Below are 272 nucleotides of genomic sequence, written 5' to 3' on the forward strand. Positions count from 1 at the left end.
TTTGCTATATTTTTCAATCTCAGCAATCAAACGCTCTTCTGGCAACGGATAAAGCTGCTCAATACGTACAATAGCCACATGCTCTAGACCCAATGCACGGCGCTGCTCTAACAAGTCATAATAAACCTTGCCGCCACATAGCACCATACGAGTTACTTTATCTGCATTGTGATCATCCATCTCTGAGATAACCGTCTCAAACTTACCAACGGCCAACTCTTCTAGATTTGACGTGGCAAGCTTATGACGTAGCAAGCTCTTCGGTGACATGA

Annotated in this window: 1 protein-coding gene; it reads right to left on the reverse strand. The window is 44.1% G+C overall.

Going from position 1 to position 272, the window contains the following annotated elements; translation table 11 throughout:
• Positions 1-272 (reverse strand): hypothetical protein (locus tag AAEZ03_RS27415; protein WP_350583004.1); only part of this gene is annotated, 272 nt, incomplete at both ends.

The sequence above is a fragment of the Pseudomonas sp. HY2-MNA-CIBAN-0224 genome, from assembly GCF_040310285.1.
In the GTDB taxonomy this organism is placed as follows: domain Bacteria; phylum Pseudomonadota; class Gammaproteobacteria; order Pseudomonadales; family Pseudomonadaceae; genus Aquipseudomonas; species Aquipseudomonas helleri.